The 26203-nt window shown below is 26.9% G+C and carries 24 protein-coding genes; 5 read left to right on the forward strand and 19 right to left on the reverse strand.

From position 1 onward, the window contains the following. Nucleotides 1-169 precede the first annotated feature (169 nt). The 3 genes from M2214_RS17980 to M2214_RS17990 are packed head-to-tail and all read right to left on the reverse strand — an operon-like array spanning nucleotide 170 to nucleotide 3286. Nucleotides 170-1360: a pyridoxal phosphate-dependent aminotransferase gene (locus tag M2214_RS17980; protein ID WP_248484713.1), complete on the reverse strand. Its 1191-nt coding sequence runs from the start codon at nucleotides 1358-1360 to the stop codon at nucleotides 170-172. A 58-nt stretch (nucleotides 1361-1418) separates the two neighbouring features. After that, nucleotides 1419-2351 (reverse strand): dipeptidase, encoded by a 933-nt coding sequence (locus tag M2214_RS17985; RefSeq protein ID WP_248484714.1) that lies wholly within the window; start codon nucleotides 2349-2351, stop codon nucleotides 1419-1421. A gap of 35 nt (nucleotides 2352-2386) precedes the next feature. After that, on the reverse strand, nucleotides 2387-3286 hold the full coding sequence (locus M2214_RS17990) for a tyrosine-type recombinase/integrase (RefSeq protein ID WP_248484715.1): 900 nt from the start codon (nucleotides 3284-3286) through the stop codon (nucleotides 2387-2389). Between the two features lie 184 nt (nucleotides 3287-3470). Between M2214_RS17990 and M2214_RS17995 the strand changes: the two genes are divergently transcribed. Further along, nucleotides 3471-4283 (forward strand): undecaprenyl-diphosphate phosphatase, encoded by an 813-nt coding sequence (locus M2214_RS17995; protein ID WP_248484716.1) that lies wholly within the window; start codon nucleotides 3471-3473, stop codon nucleotides 4281-4283. Nucleotides 4284-4538: 255 nt separating this feature from the next. On the opposite strand, the gene M2214_RS18000 is transcribed toward M2214_RS17995, so the two are convergent. The 7 genes from M2214_RS18000 to M2214_RS18030 all read right to left on the reverse strand — a co-directional run bounded on the left by M2214_RS18000 (nucleotide 4539) and on the right by M2214_RS18030 (nucleotide 11992). Next, nucleotides 4539-6329: a P-loop NTPase family protein gene (locus M2214_RS18000; protein ID WP_248484717.1), complete on the reverse strand. Its 1791-nt coding sequence runs from the start codon at nucleotides 6327-6329 to the stop codon at nucleotides 4539-4541. A gap of 64 nt (nucleotides 6330-6393) precedes the next feature. Further along, entirely contained in the window at nucleotides 6394-8067 is a 1674-nt protein-coding gene (locus tag M2214_RS18005; RefSeq protein WP_248476363.1) for a DUF2207 domain-containing protein, read from the reverse strand. Nucleotides 8068-8174: 107 nt separating this feature from the next. Continuing rightward, nucleotides 8175-8390 (reverse strand): hypothetical protein, encoded by a 216-nt coding sequence (locus M2214_RS18010; protein WP_248476365.1) that lies wholly within the window; start codon nucleotides 8388-8390, stop codon nucleotides 8175-8177. 90 nt (nucleotides 8391-8480) lie between these two features. Further along, the gene (locus tag M2214_RS18015; protein ID WP_248476367.1) at nucleotides 8481-8828 is read right to left on the reverse strand and encodes a cupin domain-containing protein; all 348 of its coding nucleotides are present in this window, start codon (nucleotides 8826-8828) and stop codon (nucleotides 8481-8483) included. A gap of 373 nt (nucleotides 8829-9201) precedes the next feature. Further along, nucleotides 9202-9792 carry a DUF1836 domain-containing protein gene (locus tag M2214_RS18020; RefSeq protein WP_248476368.1) on the reverse strand — a complete coding sequence of 197 codons (591 nt, stop codon included), beginning with the start codon at nucleotides 9790-9792 and terminating at the stop codon, nucleotides 9202-9204. Between the two features lie 164 nt (nucleotides 9793-9956). Continuing rightward, nucleotides 9957-10367 (reverse strand): DUF3785 family protein, encoded by a 411-nt coding sequence (locus tag M2214_RS18025; RefSeq protein ID WP_248476369.1) that lies wholly within the window; start codon nucleotides 10365-10367, stop codon nucleotides 9957-9959. A gap of 104 nt (nucleotides 10368-10471) precedes the next feature. Then, entirely contained in the window at nucleotides 10472-11992 is a 1521-nt protein-coding gene (locus M2214_RS18030; protein ID WP_248476370.1) for a SulP family inorganic anion transporter, read from the reverse strand. Between the two features lie 254 nt (nucleotides 11993-12246). Between M2214_RS18030 and M2214_RS18035 the strand changes: the two genes are divergently transcribed. Then, nucleotides 12247-13803, forward strand: a complete 1557-nt coding sequence (locus M2214_RS18035) for an ABC-F family ATP-binding cassette domain-containing protein (protein ID WP_248476371.1) — start codon at nucleotides 12247-12249, stop codon at nucleotides 13801-13803. 33 nt (nucleotides 13804-13836) lie between these two features. Here M2214_RS18035 and tpx read toward each other — a convergent pair whose 3' ends face one another. The 5 genes from tpx to potA form a co-directional block, all read right to left on the reverse strand. Beyond that, nucleotides 13837-14346 carry a thiol peroxidase gene (gene tpx / locus M2214_RS18040; protein ID WP_248476372.1) on the reverse strand — a complete coding sequence of 170 codons (510 nt, stop codon included), beginning with the start codon at nucleotides 14344-14346 and terminating at the stop codon, nucleotides 13837-13839. 122 nt (nucleotides 14347-14468) lie between these two features. Then, nucleotides 14469-15524, reverse strand: a complete 1056-nt coding sequence (locus tag M2214_RS18045; protein WP_248476373.1) for an ABC transporter substrate-binding protein — start codon at nucleotides 15522-15524, stop codon at nucleotides 14469-14471. Nucleotides 15525-15539: 15 nt separating this feature from the next. Then, nucleotides 15540-16310: an ABC transporter permease gene (locus M2214_RS18050; RefSeq protein WP_248476374.1), complete on the reverse strand. Its 771-nt coding sequence runs from the start codon at nucleotides 16308-16310 to the stop codon at nucleotides 15540-15542. Beyond that, complete coding sequence (locus M2214_RS18055) at nucleotides 16304-17140, reverse strand: ABC transporter permease (protein WP_248476375.1); 837 nt, start codon at nucleotides 17138-17140, stop codon at nucleotides 16304-16306. The genes M2214_RS18050 and M2214_RS18055 overlap by 7 nt, the downstream gene beginning before the upstream one ends. A 2-nt stretch (nucleotides 17141-17142) precedes the next feature. Beyond that, on the reverse strand, nucleotides 17143-18186 hold the full coding sequence (gene potA / locus M2214_RS18060; protein WP_248476378.1) for a spermidine/putrescine ABC transporter ATP-binding protein: 1044 nt from the start codon (nucleotides 18184-18186) through the stop codon (nucleotides 17143-17145). 469 nt (nucleotides 18187-18655) lie between these two features. Between potA and M2214_RS18065 the strand changes: the two genes are divergently transcribed. Continuing rightward, entirely contained in the window at nucleotides 18656-19855 is a 1200-nt protein-coding gene (locus tag M2214_RS18065; RefSeq protein WP_248476380.1) for a dicarboxylate/amino acid:cation symporter, read from the forward strand. Between the two features lie 45 nt (nucleotides 19856-19900). Here M2214_RS18065 and M2214_RS18070 read toward each other — a convergent pair whose 3' ends face one another. The 3 genes from M2214_RS18070 to M2214_RS18080 form a co-directional block, all read right to left on the reverse strand. Next, a complete protein-coding gene (locus M2214_RS18070) occupies nucleotides 19901-21043 on the reverse strand; it encodes a THUMP domain-containing class I SAM-dependent RNA methyltransferase (protein ID WP_248476383.1) in 1143 nt (380 codons plus the stop codon). Between the two features lie 82 nt (nucleotides 21044-21125). After that, a complete protein-coding gene (gene larE / locus M2214_RS18075) occupies nucleotides 21126-21929 on the reverse strand; it encodes an ATP-dependent sacrificial sulfur transferase LarE (protein ID WP_248476385.1) in 804 nt (267 codons plus the stop codon). 159 nt (nucleotides 21930-22088) lie between these two features. Then, nucleotides 22089-23411: an NCS2 family permease gene (locus tag M2214_RS18080; protein ID WP_248484809.1), complete on the reverse strand. Its 1323-nt coding sequence runs from the start codon at nucleotides 23409-23411 to the stop codon at nucleotides 22089-22091. Nucleotides 23412-24038: 627 nt separating this feature from the next. Here M2214_RS18080 and M2214_RS18085 point away from each other — a divergent pair. Beyond that, nucleotides 24039-24194 carry an IS3 family transposase gene (locus tag M2214_RS18085; RefSeq protein WP_248476387.1) on the forward strand — a complete coding sequence of 52 codons (156 nt, stop codon included), beginning with the start codon at nucleotides 24039-24041 and terminating at the stop codon, nucleotides 24192-24194. A gap of 48 nt (nucleotides 24195-24242) precedes the next feature. Here the strand turns inward: M2214_RS18085 and M2214_RS18090 are convergent, their stop codons facing one another. Then, the gene (locus M2214_RS18090) at nucleotides 24243-25067 is read right to left on the reverse strand and encodes an aminotransferase class IV (RefSeq protein ID WP_248476389.1); all 825 of its coding nucleotides are present in this window, start codon (nucleotides 25065-25067) and stop codon (nucleotides 24243-24245) included. A 198-nt stretch (nucleotides 25068-25265) separates the two neighbouring features. Here M2214_RS18090 and M2214_RS18095 point away from each other — a divergent pair, with 198 nt between their 5' ends. Then, a complete protein-coding gene (locus M2214_RS18095) occupies nucleotides 25266-26084 on the forward strand; it encodes a peptidoglycan-binding domain-containing protein (RefSeq protein ID WP_248476391.1) in 819 nt (272 codons plus the stop codon). The last annotated feature ends 119 nt before the right edge of the window (nucleotides 26085-26203 follow it).

Genomic DNA, 26203 nt, shown 5'->3' on the forward strand with positions numbered 1-26203 from the left:
CCTTGAAATATTTATTTTTTTCATATCACAATAGTATTATACAATATAATGCGAACTTTAACAAATGTTTTTATGATAAACGTAAGGAAAAAACAAAATAAGCTCAATACTATTTAAATAGTATCAAGCTTATTTTACTTCTAATTGCTAAAAAATATTATTAATTTTTTTATATATTAGATAAAGCTTCTTTTATTCTATTTAATCCTTCTATTATATTTTCTTGAGAAGTTGCATACGATAATCTAATATAATTATCATTCCCAAAAGCTACTCCAGGAACAACAGCTACATGAGAGTTTTCTAACAGATAATTTGCAAAGTCCATAGAACTGTTTATATCATAATTACCTAATTTTTTACCTATGACTTTTGATATATTAACCATTACATAAAACGCACCTTTAGGCATATTACATGAAATATTAGGTATATCATTTATAAGTTCAACCATTTTTTTTCTTCTTTGATCAAATTCATTTCTCATATATTCAATTGCAGACTGATCTCCTTCTAAAGCTTCAATTGCAGCATATTGAGCTATAGTGTTAGGATTTGATGTAGCATGGCTTTGGATGTTAGACATTATAATAGCTATTTTTTCATTAGAAGCTGTATATCCTATTCTCCATCCTGTCATAGCGCAGCATTTAGATAATCCATTTACAACTATAGTTAATTCTTTTATCTTTTCATTTAATGAAGCTATACTTATATGTTTCTGATTATCATATATAAGTTTTTCGTAAATCTCATCAGAAACTACTATTATATTATTTTTTACAGCTAACTCTGCAATTTGTTTTAATTCATCTAATGTATATACAGATCCTGTAGGGTTAGATGGACTAGTTAGTATTATAGCTTTAGTTTTATGAGTTATGTTTTTCTTTAAATCATCAATATTGTATTTGAAATCATTGTCTTCATCACAGTCAATTAATATAGGCTTAGCTCCAGCCATTTTAACTAATTCAGGGTAGCTTACCCAGTATGGGGTAGATATTATAACCTCATCTTCAGGATTGCAAATAGCTTGGAATATATTATACAAAGAATGTTTTGCACCATTAGATACAATTATTTCTTTTGAATTATAAACAAGGTTATTGTCTACTTTTAACTTATTGCATATAGCATTTTTAAGAGCTGGCATACCAGAAGCTGCTGTATACCCTATGTTATTGTTTTGAATTACATCAATAGCTTTGTTTCTTATGTTTTCAGGAGTATTGAAGTCAGGTTCTCCTACACTAAAACTTATAACCTTAATACCATCTTCTTGCATTTTTTTAGCTTTAGCACTTATAGCTAAAGTTAATGATGATGAAATATTGCTATGTTTAATTGAAAGTTCCATAATATCTCTCCTATCTAATATATAACTATATTTAAATCTAATTTTATTATATCAAAAGTTAGTAAAATTTAGATAATAAATCTAAATAATTCTTATAACATATTTTTTTTATAAAATCATTATTATAATTTCTTTTTAATAGTTCATCTATTATTAAGTATAAATATGTACAATCTTTTAAAGGATTTATAACATTGCATCCATCAAAATCTGATCCAAACCCTACACATTCACTTCCACCTATATATATTATTCTCTCTATATGATCTACTAACGAACTTATATTCTTAGCTTTTCCAACAAATTCTTCATAAAAATTAATACCTATTATTCCGTTGATTTTGGAAAGTTCTTTTATTTGATCATCTGTTAAGTTTCTTTTATGTTCATTTATATGATTACTTAAAGAATGAGAAGCTATTATAGGTTGTTTAGTCAATTGTAGAACATCATAAAATGTTTTATAAGAAGCGTGAGAAACATCTATTATTATGTTCATGTTATTCATAGTATTTATAACAGATCTACCAAAATCAGTTAATCCAAAATCAATACTTTCCATTGTGCCACAAGCCACTTTGTTTTTATAGTTCCAAGTTAGAGTTAATGATTTTACTCCTAATATATTTAATGATTTTATTATTTCTATATTGTCATCTATTATATGAGCTCCTTCTATGGAAATAATAATTCCTACTATATTATCATTATTCATGACATAATCTAAATCACTTTTATTTTTTATTATTTTTATATTATCACTATTTTTTTCATATTCATGCAATTTATTTATATATCCTATAGCTTTAAAATAGGAATCTGGAAAGGGAATGGTATAATCTATGTATACAGCCATAAATTGAATTTTAACATTGGATTTTAATAATTTCTGCAAATTTATATGAGTAATATCATTATCATAAAAAGACAAATTATTGTCTTCTATTCTTGTTACACTATCACAATGGCTATCTATTATTTTATATTTCATTTATTTCACCTCTTTCTATTATTATAATAACTATGCTATTTATTATTTTTTGATTTATATATATTTAATTCATCATCATCTATAATATAATCAATATCATCACTATCTACAAAATTCATAACGTATTTATATCGCGTTGCATAGTTCTTATCACTCCATCCCAATTTTTCTTTTACATTTTCATCTTTTAATCCAGATTTTAAAGAAAATGTGGCAAAAGAGTGTCTAAAGTCTTTTGCTGAGTAATTACTAAGACCAGCCATAGACAAAGCATTTTTTACTATAAGTCTTACATTTCTATCAGTAATTGTGTTACTATTTCTACTTTTGAAAACAAAATCGTCAATACTAGTAATTTGTATAGATTCTTTATAATCCATAATCAAATCCCATGAATACGAGGGCAGTTCCACTATGCGTTCTTTTTTTTGATTCCCTATTTTACATGAACAGTTATTTTGAGTATTAGATGTTAAGTCTTTCCATTTCAAGTTTATTAACTCGTTCAATAAGCATCCTGTACTAATTAAAAAAGAAATTATAGCCCTATCTCTCTTATTCAAATTAGGGAATATAGATATTAACTTATTTAACTCATCAAGACTCAATACATCGTTTTTATTTTTTATTCTAGATACATAAGGTTTACTTATATTAGCAAAGGGGTTATTTTGTATATAATTTTCTTTCACTAGAAAATTATAAAAACTGTGCAAATAACTGTATATTTTTTCGCAAGTTGATTTAGCATATATACTGTTGATATATTCTATGAATTGTTTGCTTTCATTAATATTTATGTTTAGCAAATTTTTATCGCTTAAAGTAGACTTAAATAGGATTATTTTATTTAAATAGTCAGATCTACTTAGAGGTTTAAGTTTTCTAGAAAATTCCTTGAATAGTTCATGTTCATATTCTGATAAACCCTCCATAAATACTCCCTCCCTTTAATATTTTAAGATCACATTAATTATACTCTAAATACAAATATTATTAAATTATAATAATTCTAACTTAATAATTAAAATCCTTTGAAAAAATTCAATTTTACTGATATACTTTATATGTTAATTTTATAGAATGTATTAAAGTACATAATTTGAAGGAGGCTTTGCAATGAGCGATATTTTAAAAGCTATAATCCTTTCTATTGTAGAAGGGGTTACAGAATTCTTACCTATTAGTAGCACGGGGCATTTAATTCTTGTCAATCAATGGATAAATTTTGAAGGTAATTTTGGATTTTACTTTAATGTTATTATTCAGTTTGGAGCTATTTTATCTGTTGTAATCTTGTATTTTAAAAAACTCAATCCTTTTGATAAATCCAAAACACAAATACAAAAACAGCAAACTATTAATTTATGGTCAAAAGTAATAGTTGGATTTATTCCAGCTGCTATATTAGGATTTTTATTTGCAGATATAATAGAAAACTATTTAAGTAATCCTATAGTAGTGGCTATAATGCTGTTTATTGGTGGTATTTTTATACTAGTTTTAGAAAATAGCTCTAAAAGAGTCAAAATAAATAATTTTGATAAACTAAGCTATAAAACGGCTTTTTCAATAGGTATGATTCAATGTTTAGCAATGATTCCTGGAACTTCAAGATCTGCTGCTACAATCATAGGAGCAATGCTTTTAGGCACGTCAAGACAAGTAGCTGCAGAATTTTCTTTTTTCTTAGCAATACCTACAATGGCAGGCGCAACAGCTTATTCTGTGCTCAAGATGGTTAAAAGTGGAGTGACAATAACATCTAATCAGTGGATGGTATTACTAGTAGGTATTATAGGTTCATTTATAGTAGCTACATGTGTTATATCTTTTTTTATGAATTATATAAAAAGAAAGGATTTTAAAATATTTGGATACTATAGAATAGTTCTTTCTGTAATAATACTTTTTCATTACTTTGTTAAATAAAATAAGAATGTAGGTAATTACCTACATTCTTATTTTATTTAACATATATTTGTAATTGTATTGATATCCAACCAAAAGCCTCTCTAGTAATTTTTTTCAGTTTCATTTCTAGTTGAAGATATAGATTTTTCAATAAAATCTAATTTTTCTTTATATGATTGCATATAAATCTTCATAATGTGTCCCATTTTAAAATGGGTATTTGGTCCTATATATAGGTATTATATACCATCCTGATGGTTTTAGTCTATTAATTTAGAGCGAACTTGTAATCATCTTTATTATATCGCTGTTCTCTTCTTTAAACGTTGTAACTATTGTAATCTTATCTAGAGCACATGTTAATGCAGTACATATCATATTTAAGTTTTTTATGAAATTGTTAATTTCGTTATTAGAACTAGACTCACTCAAATGATGCCCATATAACATTTCAATTTGACATAATATAAGTGATTTATATTCTAGATTATTTATAGAATATATATTAGATATTGTTACTCCATTTTTATTGCTTAAATTTGTTAATTCATCATTTGCGTATATATAAGGTATATTACTTTCCTCTAATGCTTTTCTTAAAATATATTGAAAATATATCATATTTCCATTTTTCAATTTTCTTTTATTATACGGATATACAATCACTATATCTGAATAACCGAATCCTTTTTTTGTTATTAAGTATTCTATTTCCCATATTATTGATTTGATTTTTTCTTCTATATCATCAACAAATATAATCTCTACATCTTCACCTTCACATCGCAAAGATTTTGTATTTAAATAATAATCATTAGGTAGATTGTCATCGAAATTTTCTATATATTTCTTTATATTACTTCTGAAATTATTTACAAATAAAGATATGTTTTGTGTTTGCTTATAGTTATATTCAAGAGTTATAATATCATCAAAAGCTATATTTTCCCAAAAACCTTTGAATGATTTGATATTATTTTGTATATCTTGAGATTTATCAACTGATATATTAAAAATATTTTTAGACTTAAATAATATACCATGGATAAATTTTATCTCTTCTTCATTAAAGTTTTCACATCCATCTATGAAAATTCCTTTGTATATTTTCTTTTCTTTCAATGTGTTTTTTACTTGTAAAAAAACATTTTTAAAATATTTAGAAAAATCTAGCTTAAGCTTATTGTAATCTATTACTAGATTCAAATCTTTAGCCATCTTAAATATAAATCCATGATAGTTATATATATCTAAGTTATCAGGTGATTTATATAATAAATTAATTTGATTTTTAATATCATGCATCAGCTGCTTATTATATGTTATAAATAAAAATCTTTCCTTTGGATACAATTTAGCAAGTTTTATAGCTCTTGATATTAATATAGTTGTTTTAGAGCTGCCATTAGGACCTGTAAATAGAGTATTACCATACTTTATAGAGTTGATTTTTTCTATTTGAGAAGGACTTAAAAATAATGAATTATATCTATATTCATCTTTAGAAAATAATATCTTTTTGAAAAACTTGTTTTTCGTATTTTCCTTATCATATTTTTTTATGACATGGTATTCAGGTGATATATAGAATCTAAATAGATTTAAAATAACATCATCATTCTCACCCATTAAGTATTTATCTAATAGGCTTGTATCATTAATTAACTCATTATATTTAATATTATCAATAATATGATTATTTATAAAATCATTTTCTATATTATCTATTTCAATATAGGGCATAATATATATTAAGTTATATTTAACATCTAAATTAAAACTTTTTAAATTTTCTTGTAATGTATAGTATTCTTCTTCCATTACTTCTAATAATTCATCTTCTAGTATAGAATATATTTCTTCGGTAGTATCCATGAATTTAATGAATAGAATGTTATTATTTTTAATATACATTAAATCTATATTAATACCATTTACAGGAACTACTTTTGTTAGTCCTATACCACTTAAAGAGTTTATACAATTTTCATAAAAATGCATCTCACTGTCTTTTATTCTAAGCGAATCTAAATTAGAATGAATATTATTTGAATATATTTTCAATTGTATCCCCCTTTTCTTTTTATATTATTATATCATTTAATTATTATTTTTCTAGTAGGACATATTATTTATTATTTTTTTTAACTATGAAAACGGAATCCAATTCATTAACTCTAAAGGCTGTATTTATTAATTGTATAAAAGTGTTATCGTTGGCTTTATTTAAATACATAAGGCGTCTTATTTCTTTGTTGTTTCTAAGTTTGTATAATAACTCTTTTTGTATGCCCATAGATATACTATAAACTATATAAGCTTCCCAAGTTTTAATATTATCTGAATTTAAGACTTTGGGATTTTTAAAATTAATTATGAATTTTTTAAAGTTAATCCATTTTTTCCGCTCTTTATACCCTAATCTTGTTAATTTAGACTTGAAAAGGTATATATTATTTATAAAACCAGATATAATAAGAGCTATAGATACAATATATAGATATGGGTAATATTTATATATAAATAAAACTCCTAATGAAATTTTTATACAGGAATATAAATATAATAAGAATTTCATATGTTTATTTGTTTTTAAATATCCATAATCTGCACACTCTTTATATACTTTTCTTCTCCAAGTGTTATAAAACCTCTTAAATTCCAAAAACTTTTTTTCATCTTGATTGTGTTTTTTTATATCTTCGAAACAAATGATTTTGTTATTTCCAATAAAACCAAATAACCAGTTTAATAAATATTTTTCGTGTTTCTTCAATTCTGTAGTATCCTTATTTGTTAATTGTAATTTATACTTTTCACTAGTTCTATCATATATTTCTAAAATATATCCTTTTCTAATTAAATCAATTATAGTAACAAAAAAATCTTTACTTGTTATTTTTTTATATTTTAATATGCTAATCATAATTGCAGGAGTATAATCGTTTGGTAATTTTAAGTTGTAATTTCTAGGTAAATTTCCCTTTTGAAAAATCAAGATATTTGAAAATAAAATAATTATGTAAACCATATCTATAATTAATACACAAATAGATGCTATATTAATTTTTTTAATTCTACCTATTTTATTTTTATATTTTGTTTCAATACTAATTTCTTCATTTACTAGCTGTTCATATGATGTTAACTCAGTATTATTTTGGATGTTATAATCAGGTATATCCTTTTCTAATAGTATTTCTAACTTCAGCTCTATATTTTGTGGAAAATCATCTATACTATAACTAACTTTATTTTTTTCTACTTTTACATTTTTATATAAATATCCATGTTGGAAAGCTTTAATATTTTCGTATGTTTTGCTCTCTGGAAAACATATAGATATATTCAACTTTTTTATAGTTTTTTCATTATCGATATTGAAAATTTTAAATTTAAACTCATCAACACCATTATGTTTTATAATAAAATCTTCTAAATCATATTCTATTTTATATATTTTAGTTTCAATATTGGATTTATCGTAAACTCTAAAATCCAAGTTATTATTATGATCGAACAACTCTAATTGTAATTGATTTTTATTAGGATATATTTCATATGCTCTTAAATTATCTAATTTAGAATTATTGTCTAGATATAAACTTTTGGTTACTCCATTTGATTGAGAATGAAATTTATATGTTATTTTTTCTATAATATGAGCATCGCCTTTATCATCTACATTTATGTGCATTCTTAAATTTTCAATAGAATAATCTTCTTGTGAAAATACAGGTTTTATTAAAAAAATAAATATTATCAATGATATTAAATTGACTCTTTTTTTTATTTTAATCACCTCTAATATATATTATAAACCATATTTAACCTCTATTTTTAATAAAATTAAAAAGACTTAAAATCTTTTTAGATTTTAAGTCTTTTGGCTTATATGATAATTGGAATTTATCTATGTTTTTTCATTGATTCTTTAATACCATTTTTAATTAAATAAAATTTTTTTATTAGACAACAATCAGGTTCTTTATATTCATGCATATATGAATCTAATAAATTTTTTATTTCATTAAAATTTTTTTCATCATAAGAATATACATGGTCCAACTTATTAGATATAGTATTGAACAACAAAAATCTTTTCTTTATATCCTCACTTTCCATTATATATAACCACTCCTTAAATAAATTTGTTAAAATCTATATTCAGAGTGTTTGCTAAAAAATAGAATTTAAAACATATATAGCAAAATTTTATTTATCAATATCAAATACTACTGTTAATATCATTTTAAACTTCTCTACGGCTAATAGTGAGTGGTTTATATTAGCTGGCATTACTATAGTTTCACCTTTTTTAACATCAAAGCTTTCTTCCCCTATTGTAATTCTAGCTTCTCCATCTAAAATAGACACCATGGCATCCCCTTCAGACTTATGAGTACTTATTTCTTCATCTTTATCAAAAGCAAATACAGTTACATTTACATATTTGTTTTGAGTCAGAGTCTTGCTAATGACAGTTCCTTTTTGATAATCAACCAATGATGTTGTCTCAATAGGTGTTGAAAAATCTATGTTTTTTATAAAATTTTTATTCATATTATATTCCCCTTTCAATTGTAAAGTTTATTTTTATTTATATATAGTATAAAACAAAAATCACATTTATTAAGTAACATATGTTACCTGTGAGTTGTAAATTTTTTTGATCTAAATGCATTAGTTAGAACTTATATAAAGTTTAAACGCTTAGCTACCGGTACAAACATTGGACTTAATAATAGACTGTTAAATATGTACAATAAACCCATAGCTATTAGAATTTAAATTATATATAGATGCCCAAAATAAATTTTGTTTCATATTTTCTAAGTATACATCCTTATCTTTTACTAATTTTTCATTTCTTATTAAAATATTTTTCCACCTAGATATCTAGCAGATTAATAATATCAACTATGCGTGAATTTTTTTACTGATTTTTAAAATGAACATCTATTATCTTCTCAGCAAGTCTTTTTTGTGCATTTGCTTGAGCAACTAACATTATAACAATTAAAAATAACTGAGCTAAATCTTGATTCTCTTTTTCTATTTCATTAGTCTTTTCTTTTATACATCTTATATTCGAAGATATGAAATTTTCGAAATCTTTTGTTTCATTATCTTTTAATTCTAAAAAAATCGAATATATATCATCTAAAGATATTACATCATCTTCGATATTAGACATATCTTTAAGTACAGGTTCAAACAAAAGTTTTATGTCATCTAAAGATAGAACTTGCTTTAAATAATACACTAAAATCATTAGTATTATATGCTGTTTGCTATATTTTTTATTATTAGAGGGCATTAACAATCCTTGTTTGGTATAATTATTAATCATTGTTTTAGTCAATATCTTATCATCATCATTTCTTTTTAAATTAGAAAGCCTTTCATCTATAAAATTTGTTACTTGATCCATATACAAATTTAAATCTGGTATCTCTTCTAATCCCACTTTATCGCCTAAACACAATTCTTTTATAAGTTTAATTAATTCATTTTCATCTATCATTTAAATCACCTCTCTTATATAATATAGTATTCAAAACTATATATCAACATATGTATATAAATTTTAAAAAGTTTTATTATTATTAAAAAAATCTAATCTCAGCTTAATAATTTTCAATTATCAGCTTCGATTAGATTTTTTTAATAATAATAAAACTTTAGATATTAAGATTCACATTCTTCTATTTCAATACTATATTTTCCACATTCAATACATACTATAACACTTATTATATAGCTATTATCTACAACACCTTTTTTTAGCATCTTCTTAAATGATGTATTTTTATACTCTTCAGATATATTACTCATCACATATTTACCATTCTTCGTGAACGCATAAAAATAATATTCAAGAAATTTAAAGTATTTTGCTTTTTCTGCTACTCCATTTAGACAACTTTGGCAAGCTTGATCGTAATAACCTATATCAAAATCTGTATTACTTTGATGCTTCAATAGATCAACTATTACTTCGTGTGTAAGCCCAGTTGGTAAGTTAATTTCATTATTTATATAATTTGACATATCTATAGCGTATAAATTTTCATCAAATTCAAATGTATATTTTCCCATACTTTAACTCCTTTAAAATTAATAATATATGTTAAGTATCTCATATAAGCAATTAATTATCAATATATAACGGTATTATCCAGAGCTATATGTTAGTTGTAACTCTACGCCAAGTTGTCTATAGCAATATGATATTTAGGATCTTCTATTATATTAACTTCTAGTATTTTTTCTGCATCCTTAATAAATTGATAGCATTCTATACTTAAATGCTTTAAATGAAGTGTTTTTCCTTCTGTTTTATATTTTTCTGTTAATGTATTTACACTTTCAATTCCAGAATGATCGAATACTCTTGCATTTGCAAAATCGATAATAACATCTTCAGGATCATTTTTTATATCAAATGAATCAGAAAAATTTCTAGCTGAACCAAAGAATACAGCACCTCGTATCGTATAAACTTTTGATCCGCATGTATCTATATATGAATCTACATCTATTCGTTTCCCTTTTTCCCATGCAAAAACAAGTGATGATACAATTACTCCTATTCCAACAGCAATAGCTAAATCTGTAAATACAGTAATTACAGAAACTAGTATTATGACAAAAGCATCTGATTTTGGAATATTTCTCATTATTTCAAAACTAGACCATTCGAATGTAGCTATTACTACCATGAACATTACTCCTGTTAGTGCAGCCATTGGAATTCTTTCGATCAAACTTGATCCAAATAATATAAATCCTAATAAGAATAAAGAAGCTGATATTCCAGATAGTCTATTTCTACCACCAGATTTTATATTTATCATACTCTGACCTATCATTGCACAGCCACCCATTCCACCAAAAAATCCAGTTATTATGTTAGCTATACCTTGTCCAACACATTCCTTATTGCCTCTACCTCTAGTTTGAGTAATTTCATCTATAAGAGTTAATGTCATAAGTGATTCTATTAGTCCTATAGATGCAAGTATTACTGCATATGGAAATATTATTTCTATAGTTTTAATATTAAACGGTACATTAGGTATATGGAATTTTGGTAAAACTCCACCTACATGAGCTATATCTCCTACTGTTTTAACATCTATTCCAAGTATATTAACTAATAATGAAATTGAAACAATACCTGCCAATGGTGCTGGTATTGTTTTCGTTATCTTAGGTACAATATATATTGTTGCCATAGTTAAAACTACTAATCCTACCATTAAAAACAATTCTCTACCTTGCATCCAATTCATATTTCCACTTTTATCAATAAATTTGAATTGATTAAATTGAGCTATACCTATAACCATAGCTAGTCCGTTTACAAATCCTATCATTACAGTATGAGGTATAAACCTTACAAATTTACCTAACTTAAATAATCCTACAAGTATTTGTATAATTCCCATTAAAACTACTGTTATAAATAAATATTCTACTCCATGTTCACTCACAAGATCAACCATAACTACAGCTAAAGCACCCGTAGCTCCTGATATCATTCCTGGTCTTCCTCCAAAAATAGAAGTTATCAAACCTACTATAAATGCTGCATATAATCCAGTTAATGGATCGACTCCAGCAACAAATGCAAATGCTATAGCTTCTGGTACAAGTGCCAGTGCTACTGTAAGTCCTGATAGTACCTCGTCTTTTAAATTTATTGCTTTATTGTTTTTCAAAGTTACACCTTCCTTCTATTTTTTTATCACAAAAACTAATAATATCATGCTTTTTAAATAAAAGCTATAACAAAGCTTTAATTTTGATTTTTCCGAATCTTCAAATCCAGACTTTATATGCTTGAGATTTTGATTTGTAAGCTATACACTAATATATATTTGAAAATACATAAATTTTGTATTCCAAAAAAACTCACTCTATTATATAATTTTAATTGTGTTATTTTTAAAACTTTACTAAAGGAGATTTTATAATGAGTATATTAACAGTAAGAAATTTAAGCCATGGCTTTGGAGATAGAGCTATATTCAATAATGTATCATTCAGACTTTTACCTGGAGAGCATATTGCGCTTATAGGTGCAAATGGAGAAGGAAAATCTACTTTCATGAATATAATAACAAGCAAAGTAGAGCCAGATGAAGGCAAAATAGAATGGGCAAAACGCGTAAGAGTTGGTTACTTAGATCAACATACTTATCTAGAAAAAGGAAGAACTATAAGAGATGTATTAAAAGATGCCTTTAAGTACCTTTTTAACCTAGAATCAGAAATTAATGAAACATATGAAAAGATGGCTGAGGCAACGCCAGAAGAACTAGAAGATATGCTTGAAAATGTAGGTACTATTCAAGATATATTAACTAACAATGATTTTTATGTTATAGATGCAAAAATTGAAGAGGTTGCAAAAGGGTTGGGACTTACACAAATAGGACTTGATAAAGACGTAAATGATTTAAGTGGAGGTCAAAGAGCAAAAATATTACTTGCAAAGCTATTATTGGAAAAGCCAGATATTTTATTATTAGATGAGCCTACTAATCATTTAGATGAACAACACATAGAATGGTTAAAAAGATATTTACAAAACTATGAAAACGCTTTTATACTTATATCTCATGACATACCATTTATAAATAGTGTCATAAATCTAATATACCATATGGAAAATCAAGAACTTAATCGTTATGTCGGAGATTATGATAATTTCATGAATATATATGAAGCTAAAAAACGCCAGCTTGAGGCAGAATATAAAAGACAACAACAAGAAATAGCTGAACTTGAAGATTTTGTAGCTAGAAATAAAGCTAGAATTTCAACAAGAAATATGGCTATGTCCAGACAAAAGAAATTAGATAAAATGGACAGAATTGAATTGCCACAAGAACGTGTAAAACCAGAATTTAATTTTAAACAAGCCAAAACTTCTGGTAGATTGATATTCGAAACTACAGATTTTGTAATTGGCTATGATGAGGCCTTGACAAGACCTTTGAGTATAAAAATGGAGAGAGGCGAAAAAATAGCTTTGGTAGGTGCTAATGGAATAGGTAAAACAACTTTATTAAAAAGCATATTAGGACTGATAAAACCCCTATCTGGTAGAGTGGAACTTGGATATGAACAGAGTATAGGTTATTTTGAACAAGAACTTAAGGATGGGAATAATAATACCTGTATAGAAGAGGTTTGGGAAGAATTTCCTGTATTTACTCAATATGAAGTTCGTGCAGCACTTGCTAAATGTGGCCTTACTACAAAACATATAGAAAGCAAAGTTAAAGTTTTAAGTGGTGGAGAACAAGCTAAAGTAAGACTTTGTAAACTTATAAATAATAATACTAATATACTATTATTAGACGAGCCTACAAATCATCTGGATGTTGAAGCTAAAGAGGAGCTTAAAAGAGCTTTAAAAGAATATAAAGGAAGTATACTTCTTATATGTCATGAGCCTGAATTTTATAGAGATATAGTAACAGATGTATGGAATTGTGAAGACTGGACTACTAAAATAGTTTAATATAATAAAAAATCCGCTTAAGCGGATTTTTTATTATATATTTTTAGCAATTTCGATTGCTTTATCATAGTCAGGGTGATTTGTTACTTCAGTTACATACTCTATATGCTTTACTACATTATTTTCATCTAAGACAACAATTCCTCTTGCTAACAATCTAAGCTCTTCAATTACAAATCCATAGTTTAATCCAAATGATAAATCTTTATAATCTGATACCGTTATAGATTGCTTTATTCCCTTATTTGCACAGAATCTACTTTGAGCAAATGGCAAATCAACACTTATAGTTATTATTGCTGTATCTTCTAATTTAGACGCTTCTTCATTAAATCTTATTGTCTGAAGTTCACATACCCCTGTATCTACAGATGGAACTACACTTATGATTTTAGTTTTGGATTTTATATCACTTAATTTGAATTGGCTTAAATCATTATTAAAAGCCATAAAATCAAATCCTGTATCTCCAATTTTTATTTCATTTCCTAATAACGTCATAGGGTTTGATCCCATAGTTATAATTCCTGTTCTTTTATTCATAATTAATAAAACCTCCTACATTTTTATTTTATATTATAAATTTACCCCACAAGCATGAATATAAACACAGTTTTATGAATTTAAAAATATATATAAAAAAAGAAGAGCATGTGCTCTTCTTTTTAATAGGATTTTATTTCTGTCCAAACTCTATCGTATTCTGTTGTAAATTCTCCTAAATCAACAAATACTTCTCCATTTTTAAGGATATCACCTTTAGGATATGCTGATTCATTTTCCCTAACTTCTTCAGGTAAAAGCTTTACAGCCTCTTTATTAGGTGTTGAATATCCAACATACTCTGCACATTTAGCAGAAACCTCTGGTCTCATCATATAATTTATAAATAGTTCAGCTTCCTTTTTATGCCTACTAGTAACAGGTATAGCCATACCATCAAACCATAGATTAGTTCCTTCTTTTGGAATAGCATATGCTAAATCAGGATTTTCTTCTATTAACATCATTGCATCTCCAGACCAAGTAAGAGCCATGGCACCTTCTCCTGCAATCATCATATCTTTATATGTGTCAACTTCATAAGCTTTTACTAAACTTTTTTGATCCATTAGAGCTTTTTTTGCTTCTTCCAGTTCATCTAAACTTCTAGTGTTCAACGAATATCCTAATTTTTTAAGAGTAATACCGATAGTATCTCTTGAACTATTAAGCATTAAAATATCTCCTTTGTATTTAGGATCCCATAATGCATTCCAGCTATCTATCGTAGTATTAACCTTTTTAGTATTATAAACTATACCCATAGTTCCCCAAAAATACGGAACAGAATATTTATTATCTTTATCATATTCTAAATTTTTGAATTCTTCACCTATATTTTTGAAGTTATTTAAATTATTCATATCTAATTCTTGTAATAAGTTTTGATTTATCATAGCTTCTATCATATACTCAGATGGAAATATAACATCATAATCTGTTCCACCAGCTTGTATTTTAGCAAGCATTTCTTCATTATTTCCATACTCTTCGTAATTAACTTTTATTCCATATTCTTTTTCAAAATCTTTTAATACTTGAGGATCTATATAGTCTCCCCAATTATATACGTTTAATTTGCTATAATAGCCATCTTTTGTTAATTCATTTTTTTCTGAACATCCAACAAGTGAAAAAATAAAAGTAAAGCATATTAAAAAGCTAAATATTTTTTTCAATAGAACCACTCCTTTTTATTTAGATTTTTTTGTTCTTTTTTCTATTAATAATAACAATATTAACACACCTAAAAACATCAATGTAGATAACGCATTAATTTTAGGACTGACACCTCGTTTTGTCATGGAATATATTTTTATAGACAATGTACTTATTCCTGAACCTGTAGTAAAAAAGCTCACTATAAAATCATCCAGCGACAAAGTAAATGCAAATAAAGCTCCTGTTACAATTCCAGGCATTATTTCAGGAAGTACAACTTTAAAAAAAGCGTATAATGGCGAAGCTCCTAAATCAAGAGCTGCTTCCTCAAGATGAGGATTTAATTGTCTTAACTTAGGTAGTACAGATAAAACTACATAAGGTATAGTAAATGATATATGAGCTATTAAAATAGTAGTTAATCCTAAAGTCATTTTTAGCCATGTGAATAAGGCAAGTAGAGAAACTCCTATAACTATATCAGGATTAACAACAGGTATATACGTTATATTTAAAAAAGTAGTTTTATGCTTAGGTTTCATTTTATTTATTGCAATAGCAGTAATCGTTCCTATTATAGTAGCTACACCAGAAGCTAATGCAGCAATTATAAATGTATAGTATAGAGACGTCATTATAGATGTATCACTGAATAACTCTTTATACCATCTTAAAGTAAAACCATTCCAATTGCCTCTATATTTTGAATCATTAAATGAGTACAGAATAAGAAGTAATATAGGTAGATACAAAAATAAGTATATCAAAAATGAATAAGATTTTTTTATGATATTCTTTACCATAGTTTACCTCCTTCTTCTCTATCTTTATTTCCTAAAATTTTCATACTTATAATTATTATAAACATCATAATCATAGAAATAGCTGAACCGAACTGCCAATTTCTAGCTACTAAAAACTGATTTTGAATGAGGTTACCAAGAAGTATAGATTGCCCTCCTCCTAATAAGTCTGATATTACAAAGGTACTTACGCAAGGCATAAACACCATAGTTATTCCTGATACAACACCAGGTAAGCTAAGCGGGAAAACTACTTTTTTAAATGTGTAAAAAGATGTTGCACCTAAATCTGACGATGCTTCTATAAGACTATAGTCTATTTTAGATAAAACCGAATATATAGGAAGTACCATAAACGGTAAAAAATTATACACCATACCTAATAAAACTGCTTTATCAGTATAAAGTAATTTTAAAGGTGTATCTATTATATTTAAAAACATTAAAACTTGATTTATAACACCCTGCTCTCTTAATATTCCCATCCAGGCATAAGTCCTTAATAAAGTATTAGTCCAAAGTGGTAACACAAATAATAACATCATAAGATTTCTTCTTTTAATATCTGACTTAGATAGTATATAAGCCATAGGATATCCTAGTATAAAACATATAAGAGTACTTTTTAGGGCAAGCATCAAAGAGTTTATAAGCACATTTATATATATAGGCTCCATAAATTTTATATAGTTATCTAGTGTAAAAGTATAAACTATTTGGCCATAGGCAGATCTTGAACAAAAACTGTATACTGCAATCAATAACAATGGAACAATTGTAAATATGATTGCCCAAATTCCATAAGGGATAGAAAGCCATTTCTTTTTCATATCTACCCTCTCCTTTTCATTACATGGATTGAATCTGGTTCTATAGCAAGTCCCACATTATCTCCGATTTTTGACATATGTATAGTATGAACTATCCACTCTATATTTTTTTCATCTTCTACTATTATCTCGTAATGTACCCCTTTAAATACAACAGTCTTTACTGTTCCCTTAATCATTCCATTATCTGTATTTGTTATTTGTATGTCCTCTGGCCTTACTACTACGTCAACCTCTTCATTTTTATCAAAACCCTTATCCAAACATTCGAATACTTCATCTTCTATTTTAACCTTATAATCATCAATCATAATAGCTTCTATAATATTACTTTCTCCAATAAAATCTGCTACAAACCTATTTTTAGGTTCGTTATATATGTCTTCAGGAGATCCTATTTGCTGAATTTCACCTTCACTCATTACAACTATTCTATCCGACATAGTAAGAGCTTCTTCTTGATCATGTGTCACATATATAAAGGTTATACCTAATTGCTGTTGCATATTTTTAAGTTCTAGCTGCATTTCTTTTCTTAATTTTAAATCTAGAGCTCCAAGAGGTTCGTCTAGAAGAAGTACCTTAGGTTCGCAAACTAAGGCTCTAGCTATTGCTATTCTCTGCTGCTGACCTCCGCTTAGTGAATCAATGCTTCTATTTTGAAACCCTTCTAAATTTACAAGTTTAAGCATACGTTTTACTTTTTTTTCTATTTCATCTTTTTTCATTTTTTTTATTTTTAATCCAAAAGCTATATTTTCAAAAATATTCATATGTGGGAATAATGCATATTTTTGAAAAACTGTGTTTATCTGTCTTTTATAAGGAGGGATATTATTTATTTTTTCTCCTTCAAAATGAACATCTCCATGAGTTTGTGTTTCAAACCCGCCTATTATTCTCAATGTTGTTGTTTTACCACAACCGCTTGGTCCTAATAAAGTTACAAATTCTTCAGGTTTTATACTCAAATTTATATTATGAAGAACTTCTTTGTCTTCATATTTTTTATTTATATTTTTAAGTTCTACTATATTTTGTTTCAACAATAAACTCCCCCTTACTTTAAAGTAAATATCATCCTATATTATATGTAGCTTATATTTATTCATAGTAAACTTTTTGTTTCCTAAAACTAAACTCAAGTTATAATTTTAAAACTTTTATCATATTTTGTCAACCTCAATTGGCAATACTTTTCAAATATTCCATGTATATGCACAATTGAAGTTGATTTATTAATCTAAATAGTAATTATATGATATATAAATAATAATATAGAAAATAGAATTTTTTCAGAAAAATATCATAATAGTGAAATTTTTGATTGCATTTATTTTCTGTAAACTTTGAAAATTCGCCATTGCATCAATTTTTTTGTTTATTTTTTTTTAAAAAAAATCAGAATTTTGTTTTTTAGTTGTATAGGAAACTGTTTTCATGTTATAATTGTGTCGAAATAGGAATAATTCTATTTATAATTTAATTTTTTATTTAAAAGAGGAGGAAATTTTTATGAAAAAATTAGGTTTATTACCTAAGCTTATTATCGCTATCATATTAGGTATCGGTATAGGTTCTATCCATAATGAATTTTTAGTTAAGTTATTAGCTACATTCAATGGAATATTCGGTAACTTTTTAGGATTTGCGATTCCACTTATAATAATAGGTTTCGTAGCTCCAGGTATTGGTGATTTAGGTAAAGGTGCTGGAAAAATACTGGGTATTACAGCAGGAATCGCTTACCTTTCTACAGTAGTAGCTGGTTCTTTAACATTTTTTACTAATAGTGTTATTTTCCCTTACTTATTAACTCCTGGTAGTATGAATTTAGTTAATGCTGAAAATCCAGAGCATTCTTTAGTAAAAGGATTCTTTGAAGTACAGATGCCACCTATAATGGGAGTTATGACTGCACTTTTAATTGCATTTACTTTAGGTCTAGGTATTGCAGCAAGTGAAGGTGATACTATAAAGAAATTTATGAAGGAATTCCAAGGAATTGTTGAAGGCCTAATATCTAATATAGTTATCCCTTTATTACCTTTCCACATAGCTGGTATATTCGCTAATATGACATATGCTGGCCAAGTTGCTACTATAATGTCTGTATTTGCAAAAGTATTTGCTCTCATACTACTTTTACACTTTACTGTGATAATTGTACAGTATTTTATAGCTGGTACATTAGCTGGAGCAAATCCATTTGTTTTAGTTAAGAATATGATTCCAGCTTATTTCACAGCTATAGGAACTCAATCTTCAGCTGCTAGTATACCTGTTACTCTTAAGCAAACTAAGAAAAATGGAGTTAATGATGGTGTTGCTGAATTTGTTGTACCTCTTTGTGCAACTATTCATTTATCAGGAAGTACAATAACTCTTGTAAGTTGTGCTATGGCAGTCATGATGTTAAATGGAATGACGGTTACTTTTAATTCTATATTCGGATTTATATTAATGTTAGGTGTTACTATGGTTGCAGCACCTGGAGTTCCAGGAGGAGCTGTTATGGCTGCACTTGGTCTTTTAGAAACTATGCTTGGATTTGATCAAACTTTACTATCTTTAATGATAGCATTATATCTTGCTCAAGATAGTTTTGGAACTGCTTGTAATGTAACTGGTGATGGAGCTATAGCTATAATGGTTAACAGGATATCAGGTTATAAGCTTAATAAAAATGACAATATCAATAAAAAAGTAGCTTAAATAAGCATAAAAAAAGTAGTTATTCAATAACTACTTTTTTTATGCTTATTTTTTTAAAGGTTTAGGTCCATAGTATTGGTATAAATCACTTCTTAGCATACCATTATATAATTTTCTTTTCCTATCAGCTTTTCTTCCGAATGCATCTTCAAATTCACTATAAGCAGTTATTATGTAAAATGACCATGTACTCAGTTTCTTAAAAGGAATAGATATTTCTTTATATAATTGTCTTACACTATCTTTATCTTCTAATCTTTCACCATACGGAGGATTCGTAATTACAAATCCATATTCATAGTCACTTTCTAAATTTCTAGCATCTTGTTTTTTAAATTCTATATAATTGTCTACATCTGCAAGCCTAGCATTTTCTTTTGCTATTTCAAGTACCTCATCATCGATGTCATATCCATATATTTTAAAATCAACATCTGTTTTCATCATATCAAAAGCTTCTTTTCTAGCTTTCCACCATAGTTTTTTACCCAATATACTCCAATTTTCTGATAAAAATTCTCTATTAAGTCCTGGAGCCATATTCAGTCCCATCATTGCTGCTTCTATTAAAATAGTCCCCGAACCACAAAATGGATCTACTAGTATTCTATCTTGCTTCCAAGGAGTCAATGAAACAATAGCAGCAGCTAAAGTTTCCCTAATAGGTGCTTTACTAGCATTTTCTCTATATCCCCTTTTATGAAGCGCTTGGCCACACGTATCTATTGATATAGTAACTTTATCCTTGTGTATAAATACGTATATAGGATATTTTTCATCGCTATTTTCATCGAACCAGTTAACTTTATATTCTTGCTTTAAATTTTCAACTACAGCTTTTTTTACTATAGATTGTATATCAGGAATACTGTATAATTTCGATTTTATAGAAGACGCCTTTGCTACTGGAAAAACAGCATCTTTTTTTATATATTTATGCCAAGGCAATTTTTTTGTGTTTTGAAAAAGTTCTTCAAAGCTTCTAGCTTCAAATTCTCCAATTTTTAATAATACTCTTTCTGCTGTTCTAAGCCATAAATTTGATTTACATATACCATAACTATCTGTTTTATAAGTAATCCTTCCATCTTCTACTTTTTGTATTTCACAACCTAAATTTTCAATTTCTCTTTTAAGTATTTTTTCAACTCCAAAAAAGCATGGTGCTATCAAAGTTACATCTTTCATTATATTCCTCCTGCTGTATATATTATTATATATAATTACCAATTAATTGTATCATATACTTTACATGAATATCTATTTAATTTTATAAAACTTCATTCATACTCCCTGTCCTATAGCCCAAAAGATCTATAGTTACATAATTAAACCCTAAAGATTTTAGATACTCACAAACTTTATTTGATGATCCTGATTCTAAAAAGTTTAAAATTTCATCTTGCTTTAACTCTATCCTTGCTATTTCCCCGTGATGTCTAACTCTAAATTGTTTAAATCCTAACTGAGAAATATATTCTTCACTCTTCTCTATCATATTAAGCTTTTTTGGAGTAATTTTATGATTATAAGGAATTCTAGATGCAAGGCAGGCAAAAGATGGTTTATTCCAAGTAGGTATGTTTAACATTTTAGATAAATCTCTAATATCTTGTTTTGTAAGACCAGCTTCTTTTAAAGGACTAATTATTCCTAGCTCTTTTAAAGCTTTCATTCCAGGTCTAAAATCACTTAAATCATCAATATTACTTCCATCAGCTATATTATTTATATCATTTTCATTAGAAACTTTTTTTATTTTTGTAAATATATCCTTTTTGCAAAAATAACATCTTTCTGGAACATTATCTATAAATTCTTTAATATTTATATCGTTTATGTTTAGTACAATGTGTTTAATATTTATTTCATTAGCATAATCTATAGATTCTTGAATCTCTTTGTTAGTGTGAATAAATGCATTAACTGTCACAGCTAATACCTTTTCTCTTAATACATCTTGTGCTATTTTTAAAAGGAAAGTACTATCAACTCCCCCTGAAAAAGCTACAGTTAAATTATCTAACTTGCTTAAATTGTTTTTTAGAACTTTTAATTTTTCGATTGCTGTCAAAATTTTTCCTCCTTATATATGAACTGTTTTACATTTTAGATTTTATCATAATAATTTCTTTAATAGAATATAAAGTTCTGTTTTTATTCTACTAGGAATAAGAACAGAACTTTATAAATAAAAAAAGTATAGATGAACCTAGTGTCATCTATACTTTTTTTATCCTAATATCATTTTTATTATGAATAGTATTGAAATTACATATAGCAAAGGTGTTATTTGCTTTTGTTTACCATTTAGTACTTTCAGTATAACATAACTTAATATTCCAAACACAATCCCTTCAGATATACTATACGTAAGTGGCATCATTATTATAGTCAAGAAAGCTGGAATAGCTTCAGTTAAATCATCAAAATCTATTTCTTTTATAGGCGATATCATAAATAATCCAACTAATATCAATGCAGGCGCTGTTGCGGCAGATGGTATCATTATGAATAAAGGAGATAAAAACAGCGCTACTATAAACATAATCGCAGTAGATAAAGCTGTAAGACCAGTTCTTCCTCCGTCAGCAACCCCTGCTGCGCTTTCTACAAAAGTTGATACAGTACTTGTTCCAAATATAGCTCCCACAGTTGTACCAACAGCATCTGCTAATAATGCTTGTTTTGCATTAGGTACATTTCCTTTTTCATCTAACATATCTGCCTTTGTAGCAACCCCTACCAATGTACCAACTGTATCAAATAAATCCACAAATAAAAATGTAAACAAGACAATGATCATATCTACCGAAAATATATTATTCCACTCAAATTTAAATAATATAGGAGATAATGAAGGTGGTGCGCTAAAAATTTTGAATCCTTCTGGTATAACAGTTACTCCAAGAGGGATACCTATTATTGTAGTAACAACTATACCAATTAATAATGCCCCTTTAACATTTTTAGATAATAAAAATCCTGTTATAATTAGTCCTGTTAAAGCGAGTAAAGCTGGTCCTGAAGATATGTGTCCTATAGAAACAGGAAGTCCATCTAATTGACCTTGATCATTTATAAATTTGCCACTAATTACTATACCTGAATTTACAAGACCTAAAAATGCGATAAACAATCCTATTCCAACAGAAACAGCTTTTTTTAGTTGTATAGGTATAGAATTTAAAATTGCTTCTCTAACATTAAAAAACGTAAGTATCAAAAATATAATTCCTTCTAAAAATACAGCAGTAAGTGCAAATTCCCACGAATATCCCATAGTTAGAACAACTGTAAAAGCAAAAAAAGCATTCGGTCCCATAGCAGGAGCTAAAGCAAATGGTAGATTCGCATGAAATGCCATGACAAGAGTTGCGATAATAGACGATAAAGCTGTTGCTGTAAATAAGGCTCCAAAATCCATTCCAGCAGCAGATAATATACTTGGGTTTACTATTAATATGTATGCCATTGTCATGAAGGTTGTGATACCAGCTATTATTTCAGTTTTTATATTAGTATTATTCGCTCTTAATTTAAATAGCCTTTCAATATTTGATTCAGATATAACATTAGTTGTCTTTTGCATTATTTTTCCTCCTCTTAGTTCAAACAATTTAATTAATATCTAACGAACTTTATATTGATTTGATTTATTTTCGTTCGCATATAGATGATAATTGATTTTCAAACTGTAGTCAATACTTTTTTATAATTAACTCTGTATATTTACGTAATTAACGTATACTTATATAAAAAATTTGACCATCAATGTAAAACACACCTATTTCCGAACTAAATAATAGTTTGAAAAAGATGTGCTTTATTAATGGTCAAATATAGTATAGAATTTAAGAAAAAAGTATTGTCATCATGCTATAAAATTGGACTCAATGCAACCTTCAAAAATGCGGTATTACAAAGGAAATATTGTATAGATGGTGTCTAAAATTGAGACCGTTGGGCTTATGAGAAAGAAAAATAAAACATATATACAAGAAGAAAAAATAAAAGCACTTAATTGTTTTTGGGAGAATGGACATGCTTAAACCTAGTGTTTCTTTTGTAATGAAAATGCTTAAAAATGGATTTAAAAAGGATAAATATGAAAGATTAATCATTCATTCAGTTCAAGGATTCCAATACCTAAATATACGATTCAGAAAATTTCTTCTCGCAGTTGAAAGCTGAATTTTTTCATGTTAATCATTTTAAAACTGTTGAAGATTTTAGTAAAGGTCTTCATGAATATATTTACTACTACAATAATAGAAGAATTAAAAGTAAACTAAAAATGGCTCCTGCAGAATACAGGAACCAACTTTCAGTTGCATAATATTAAATTTTAGTCCGAACTTTGGGGTTCAGTACACAATTGATGGTCCTACTTTTTATATAAGTATTCGTTAATTTTATTATCATACTCTTCAATTATTTTCTTTATTATAGAATTATGCGTAGAATTCAGATTGAACTCTTCTATACTTTTGATCGGTAAAACATTAACAGAAGTTCCTGTCATAAATGCTCCATCCAAACAATATATATCACTCTCTTTTATGCAAACCTCTTTTATTTTTATGTTCAAGTTTTCACATATATCAACTACTACATTTCTAGTAACACCCAATAATACATTTTTTGATGGAGCAGTATATATGCATTCTCCTTTAACAAAAAACATATTTGACCTACTTCCCTCTGTTATTAGACCTTCTTTGTTTACAAGAAGAGCTTCAAAAGCATTCTTTAATTTGAGTTCATTATTTATTTTCTCTCTCAGTTTATTATTTCCTACTTTAGCATTTGGTTTTTCTCTTTCAGAATGATATATTATTGTACTTATCCCAGTTTCATACATTTGTTTAGCTGGATAATAACTTTTTATACACATAATAATCAACTTCTGCTCTTCTTTGTCTAAATCACTAAATATTAATTTTATATTAATATTTTTACAATTATTTTTCTCTATTAGAATATTTATATCATTAGTTATTATATACTTATGTATGTTTAGTTTGAAACCAAGAATCTCAGCAGATTTAAATAACCTTTCAAGATGTTGTTCTAAAAATAAAGTTTTTCCATTTATTACTCTTATAACTTCATATATACTGTTATTACTATTTTCTGAAAAATCCACTTTCTCATATTTATTCTTTATTATCCCATTGAAAATATAATATTTTTCTTCTGTTCGGATCATTTTAAACACCTCTTACCTCTTATAAAAATTTATTAAAGCTTAAACTATAAAAACAGATATTTTAACTATACACTAATTATTATAATTTAAATTTTCATTTTAAAGAATAGTAATTACATTAATTTCCTTCGACTTTTTTCGACGTTTGTATTATATTTATATTATGTGTAAATTATATAAAGTTCAAGGAGGAAGAATATGAAAAAAATAATAATATCTAGTATATTAAGTCTAGGAATTGCATTTGCTCCATTACATATTAATACAGCTAACGCCTATACGCAAATTAATAGTTCATTATTACTTAAAACTGGCATGCGAAATCAAAATGTAATGCTTCTACAAAACAATCTAAAGGAATTAGGATATTTTCATGTGAATCCCACAGGTTATTATGGAAGTATAACAAAAAAGTCAGTTTTAGATTTTCAAAAGGCTAATAATTTAATGGCAGATGGTATAGCAGGAAAGAATACAATTAAAAAACTAAACTTATTAAATGGAAAAAGCACTTCTTCTGTAACAAGAGGAGGCTCATCATCACAGTCTAATTGGACATGGTTCTCAAAAGTTCAATATGCAATTCCTAGAGGGGCTACATTTGAAGTACTAGATATATATTCTGGAAAATCGTTTAAAGCCAATAGAACATATGGTACTAACCATATAGATGCAGAAACTATAAGTGAATATGATACATCTATATACAAAAGTATATTCGGAGGAAATTGGTCTTGGAATAAACGACCAATTATAGTTACCTATAATGGAATATCGCTACCAGCGTCTATGGCTGGTATGCCTCACGCTGGAAATGATAATGCACCTTCAGCATCTTATACTACTTGGAGAAGTGGTGGTTATGGTGCAGGGACTAACTTAGATGCAATCAAAAACAATGGAATGCATGGAGTCTTTGATATACATTTCATAGGTAGTAGGACTCACAGCAGTAATAGAGTTGATAATGTACATCAAAACAACATAAAAATTGCTCAAAAATATATAGGTAAATAAATAAAATCCGGTATATTCATATACCGGATTTTATTTATTAAAATAAAAGCTGTGCTATTTTGCCTCCAATTATAACCCCTAAAACTCCCATAACTCCTGCAAAAACAGGCGGTGCTGGT

This window comes from Tepidibacter aestuarii (assembly GCF_934924865.1).
Taxonomy (GTDB): domain Bacteria; phylum Bacillota; class Clostridia; order Peptostreptococcales; family Peptostreptococcaceae; genus Tepidibacter_A; species Tepidibacter_A aestuarii.

What these genes read in the sequence shown, in the direction of transcription:
- M2214_RS18055 (WP_248476375.1), bottom strand. Translation starts at nt 17,140, where the DNA reads ATGAAAAAGAAATGGCTTTCTATCCCTTATGGAATTTGGGCAATCATA.
- M2214_RS18015 (WP_248476367.1), bottom strand. Translation starts at nt 8,828, where the DNA reads ATGAATAAAAATTTTATAAAAAACATAGATTTTTCAACACCTATTGAG.
- M2214_RS18035 (WP_248476371.1), top strand. Translation starts at nt 12,247, where the DNA reads ATGAGTATATTAACAGTAAGAAATTTAAGCCATGGCTTTGGAGATAGA.
- M2214_RS18095 (WP_248476391.1), top strand. Translation starts at nt 25,266, where the DNA reads ATGAAAAAAATAATAATATCTAGTATATTAAGTCTAGGAATTGCATTT.
- M2214_RS18090 (WP_248476389.1), bottom strand. Translation starts at nt 25,067, where the DNA reads ATGATCCGAACAGAAGAAAAATATTATATTTTCAATGGGATAATAAAG.
- M2214_RS18010 (WP_248476365.1), bottom strand. Translation starts at nt 8,390, where the DNA reads ATGGAAAGTGAGGATATAAAGAAAAGATTTTTGTTGTTCAATACTATA.
- tpx (WP_248476372.1), bottom strand. Translation starts at nt 14,346, where the DNA reads ATGAATAAAAGAACAGGAATTATAACTATGGGATCAAACCCTATGACG.
- M2214_RS18070 (WP_248476383.1), bottom strand. Translation starts at nt 21,043, where the DNA reads ATGAAAGATGTAACTTTGATAGCACCATGCTTTTTTGGAGTTGAAAAA.
- M2214_RS18020 (WP_248476368.1), bottom strand. Translation starts at nt 9,792, where the DNA reads ATGATAGATGAAAATGAATTAATTAAACTTATAAAAGAATTGTGTTTA.
- M2214_RS18065 (WP_248476380.1), top strand. Translation starts at nt 18,656, where the DNA reads ATGAAAAAATTAGGTTTATTACCTAAGCTTATTATCGCTATCATATTA.
- M2214_RS18050 (WP_248476374.1), bottom strand. Translation starts at nt 16,310, where the DNA reads ATGGTAAAGAATATCATAAAAAAATCTTATTCATTTTTGATATACTTA.
- M2214_RS17995 (WP_248484716.1), top strand. Translation starts at nt 3,471, where the DNA reads ATGAGCGATATTTTAAAAGCTATAATCCTTTCTATTGTAGAAGGGGTT.
- M2214_RS17980 (WP_248484713.1), bottom strand. Translation starts at nt 1,360, where the DNA reads ATGGAACTTTCAATTAAACATAGCAATATTTCATCATCATTAACTTTA.
- M2214_RS17990 (WP_248484715.1), bottom strand. Translation starts at nt 3,286, where the DNA reads ATGGAGGGTTTATCAGAATATGAACATGAACTATTCAAGGAATTTTCT.
- M2214_RS18025 (WP_248476369.1), bottom strand. Translation starts at nt 10,367, where the DNA reads ATGGGAAAATATACATTTGAATTTGATGAAAATTTATACGCTATAGAT.
- M2214_RS17985 (WP_248484714.1), bottom strand. Translation starts at nt 2,351, where the DNA reads ATGAAATATAAAATAATAGATAGCCATTGTGATAGTGTAACAAGAATA.